This window comes from Wenzhouxiangella indolica (assembly GCF_042310355.1).
In the GTDB taxonomy this organism is placed as follows: domain Bacteria; phylum Pseudomonadota; class Gammaproteobacteria; order Xanthomonadales; family Wenzhouxiangellaceae; genus Wenzhouxiangella.
In genome coordinates this window covers 1-4,112 of sequence record NZ_JBHJMR010000032.1, presented here as the reverse complement: position 1 = coordinate 4,112, position 4,112 = coordinate 1, and the positions used below count along the sequence as shown (strand labels likewise).

Here is a 4,112-nt window from a genome sequence, read left to right as displayed (position 1 = left end):
CGTCAGGCCAAGGGCGGCTTCGAAAATCTGTGCGCTCATCACTCCGGCTCCAATCAGGGTCCCGAGGCGATGATACCCACTCAAAATTCAACAGAGGCACAATTCAAGATGCAAAACTTTCCATCACGCGGACAATTTTTGTCCGGAGTGAGGCTGTAGAATCCGAGATTAGGTTCACGTCTCCGGATCAGGAATCAATCTTGGTTGCGGGTCGCTCGCATAGGCAAGATCCCAAGGTCCAGATTGAGGAGGGGATCTTTAAATTTTCCGGGGGAAAGATAAGTAGACGTCATGATCTTCAATCGCCAGCCACACTAAGAGATTGCGTAGTAGATGGGCAGGGGCTTGCCAACGTACTCGTTGGCGCTTGTATCAACACATCCATACAGTCGGCAAATCAGATCTGCATTGATGGACTACTGAAGGCAGAGGGAGATGGCGAAAATATTGAAGTATCGTGCTCAGATTTGTGGGTGACGGGAAAAGTGTCAGGGTCCCATAGAATCCATCTGAAGGCTGCAAAAGCAGTGCGCATGGAAGACGCGATCGAAGGGGTTGTAATCAAGTCTCACTCGCATATAGATGCTTCAGGTCCAATTAAGGACTCAGAAATTGAGGGGCGTAGTGTAGAGGTAGCCAGGGGGGTCGACACTTCAAAAGTTTATGCGAAAAAAGGCATGCAGGTCCTTGGGAATGTGGGATCTGGTGCCGACATCCGGTGCGGCGGTAATTCCCGATTCGATGGGTCTGTGGATGGCGCCCTATCTTGGCGAGCTGAAGAGGCGGGGAACCTGGAAGTCGAGGGGCAAACAATTGGAGTATTGCAGGTTGAATCAGACACCAAGGCCATAAACGATGATATTCCCATTCTTACTTTGGGAAGCAAGGTAGTCGAGATCGATGAATTACGACTCCGAGGCGCTCTTAAGGTCTCCACCACAGAGCGGGCGGATAGCCGGCAGCCCGAATCTATTGTCATACAGAAGCTCACGGTGTCAGAAGGCGCCAGATCCTCGTCGCATATCCTTGCAGAGGGGAAGAGGGGGCTCTCGATTGAGTGTTTGGACTGGAAAGGGTCTCTCTATATATCGTTTGTTCCGGATAAAACCAGTTCAGAGTTAAGCATTGGCGAGCTAATTGGTCGGGATCTGCACCTTTGCTCGAACTCCAAAACCAGGATAGCCAAGGTTTCGTCCGAAAGCTCCAATTTGGATACCTGCGTTTCTCTTTACAATCGAGGCCCGTTCGAGATTGATAGGGCGTTGGCTCAAGTTAGGTGCGCGGAGGGCTCTGCCGAAAACATCAAAAAATGCAATATTAAGCCGCACAAAGAAATACCTGAACTAAGTATCCCCCAAAATGGATTGATTATGGAGGTCTCGGGGAAGTTTAAGGTACATGAAATTGACGGGCGAATCAGTGGTCGAGAGCCATCTCGAATAAGAATGGGTAGCCCAAAAAACCAACGCGGTAAAAGGTCGAACTGTGCAAAATTAATTCGGATATCGAAGTCAGAGGGGCGGGTATCGGGCCAAATAGAGTGTATTGATCCAACCGAGTTGCCGTATTCAGACATTGATTCGTTAGAGCAGCTTCATGTGTTTCATCCCAATTCGTATTCGATGATACGTTACGCAAAAGATTTCCAGGGCAACAGCTTTGAAGTTGCCGCCGCAGCGCAAAAAGCTCAGAGACTGGCTGAATCAGTAATAAATCGCGCAATTGCAGGGAGTTCAAGGAGCGCAGCCATATGGATGGCATTACGTCTTCATCACAAGAGTCTTCCCATCACAAAGATTGAATGGTGGATGCGGTGGGTTCATCGGGCATTCGGGTACTCACAAAGACCAGGGCCTGCAGCAGCAACATGGCTAGTGGTGGTGAGTTTGTTAGCTCTGCTTCCATGGTGCGCGGCAATTAATGATTCTCAGCCCATAACATATGAACCATTGGGCTACAAATCTCGGTTTATGGCGATGTTGCTGCTACCAGGTGCTCTCTTGCGATTGCCTTCGATTGAGGCTCCGCTCCTATACGGGAGCCAATCATGGTACATCTTGGCATTCGTTATTGTCGGTGTGCCTTTGGTCTACTTTATATTGGCATTGCGTAATTTCCTCTCATCGCCACTTGCAAAGCACTAGACAGAATTCTGTGTTAGCGGTATTCCTATCCCAATGGATATCGGTACTAGCTAGGGACGAGGTTCTGGCAATCGTCTGCGGAAGGTGCGGACTAACGTGGCCGGCTAAGCGTAATGACTGAAGAATTTATCATATCAACAGTTGCGCCACACCTGTCTCAGCCAATCGCGGATCAGGTAGAAGCGCTTATTCAACGAACCTTTAGACCGGGAGATTGGATTTCTGCAGGATTTTATGAGTCAGGCTACTCTGCCTCTATAATATTGCTTACTTGCGCAACGCTAGAGTCATTAACTCAGCGAGACCGCTACTTCCTCATGCAGAAGAGGCCTGGAGCACGCTGTGAATCAAATATAGCGAACTACGCAAGGGTAAATTTGAAGTATAGAAGATATCGCCATCTTGGAGAGCTATTTGATGTTCGGAATGCAATTGCCCACAATCACATGTGGGAAGTTTCATATGTGTTGAAGCCTAGAGGTGGGCGTCAGCATAGAAGAACTCGCCTCGTTGAGGGCAGTCACCGATTGTCGGATCCGCCCAACCCTTTAACTCGTGTGCCAAGGTCGGCTCGAATTGGTATGCGGCTCGTGCCGAGCACGCTGGACCGGACGGATGTGATCAAGGCATTGAGGGCTTCTATACACTTTCTGGACCATCTTGGAGGAAAAGGGACTAATCCAGTTAAGTTTGCGGACGAAATCATTGTCTTGCGCGGTGAAAGACTTGAGTTAAGGCGCTTGCCAGATATCCTTGAAGAAAGCACATGACGATGATTGTTTCTATAAGATATTTAGATGGGCCGTAGCCAAACTAGAGCCGGGCGGGATCCGGAAGACTCTGCTCCGATTTGAGGTGCAATCCCAGCACTTAGAAGCCCTGAGGCCGGCCCAGCGCCGGTTTCAGTCTGGTCGGTTTACTGAGCTTGCGGCGTACACTTGGCCGCGGAATTCGATAACGTAACGTATTTTGCGCAAAAAGGAGGCGGTGGTTCCGCTCTGGTAAATTGGCTTTTGACGAAGCAACCAGAACTAAGGAGACCACCGCCATGGGTAAAAAGTCTACCGCATCCGGGGACAAAATCGTTCAAATCGACGAATCGCAAATCCACAACCACCTAGACCGGGTCGTCCGCGGCACGGTCGAGGAGACTATCAACAACCTGCTCGATGCCGAGGCCGAGCAGCTGTGCAATGCCGGGCGCTACGAGCGCTCGGACAAGCGCCAGGACTACCGCGCGGGCCACTACAGCCGCAAGCTTCACACCAAGGCCGGCGAGGTCGAGGTCAAGATGCCGAAGCTGCGTAAGCTGCCCTTCGAGACCGCGATCATCGAGCGCTACCGGCGCCGGGAAGCCTCGGTCGAGGAGGCCCTGATGGAGATGTACCTGGCCGGCGTCTCAGTTCGCCGTGTCGAGGACATCACCGAGGCGCTTTGGGGCAACCGCGTCTCGGCCGGGACGGTCAGTCGGCTCAACCAGAAGGTCTACAAGCGCATCGAGGCCTGGCGTAACGAGCCGATCGAGGGCAAGCATACCTACGTGTATCTCGACGGCCTGGTGCTCAAGCGCACTTGGGCCGGCGAAGTCCGGCACGTCTCGGTCCTGGTGGCCGTCGGTGTCGACCAGGACGGTTTCCGGACGATCCTGGGCATCTGCGAGGGCGCCAAGGAAGACAAGGCCGGCTGGAGCGCCTTTCTCAAGCATCTCAAGGATCGAGGCCTGAAGGGTGTCCAGCTCGTCATCTCCGACGCCTGCCGTGGCCTGGTCGAGAGCCTGGGCGAGCACTTCCCCGAGGCCCGCTGGCAGCGCTGCACGGTTCATTACTACCGTAACGTCCTGTCGCTGGTGCCTCGTGGCAAGAGCCGGGACCCTGTGTGTCAACATCCCTCCCAACAGCACCTGATCGGTTTTATCTGTAACATTCAGGGCGCTTACGGAGTGAATAGATGTCTGATTCCAACGAAGTT

2 protein-coding genes are annotated in these 4,112 nt (G+C 52.3%); both read left to right on the top strand.

Features of this window, described 5'->3' with window-relative positions; all coding sequences use genetic code 11:
* The first annotated feature begins 533 nt into the window (after positions 1-533).
* Entirely contained in the window at positions 534-2,144 is a 1,611-nt protein-coding gene (locus tag ACDC67_RS15850) for a hypothetical protein (RefSeq protein WP_376694608.1), read from the top strand.
* A gap of 1,048 nt (positions 2,145-3,192) precedes the next feature.
* On the top strand, positions 3,193-4,112 hold a 920-nt coding region (locus ACDC67_RS15845), incomplete at its 3' end, for an IS256 family transposase (protein WP_376694607.1).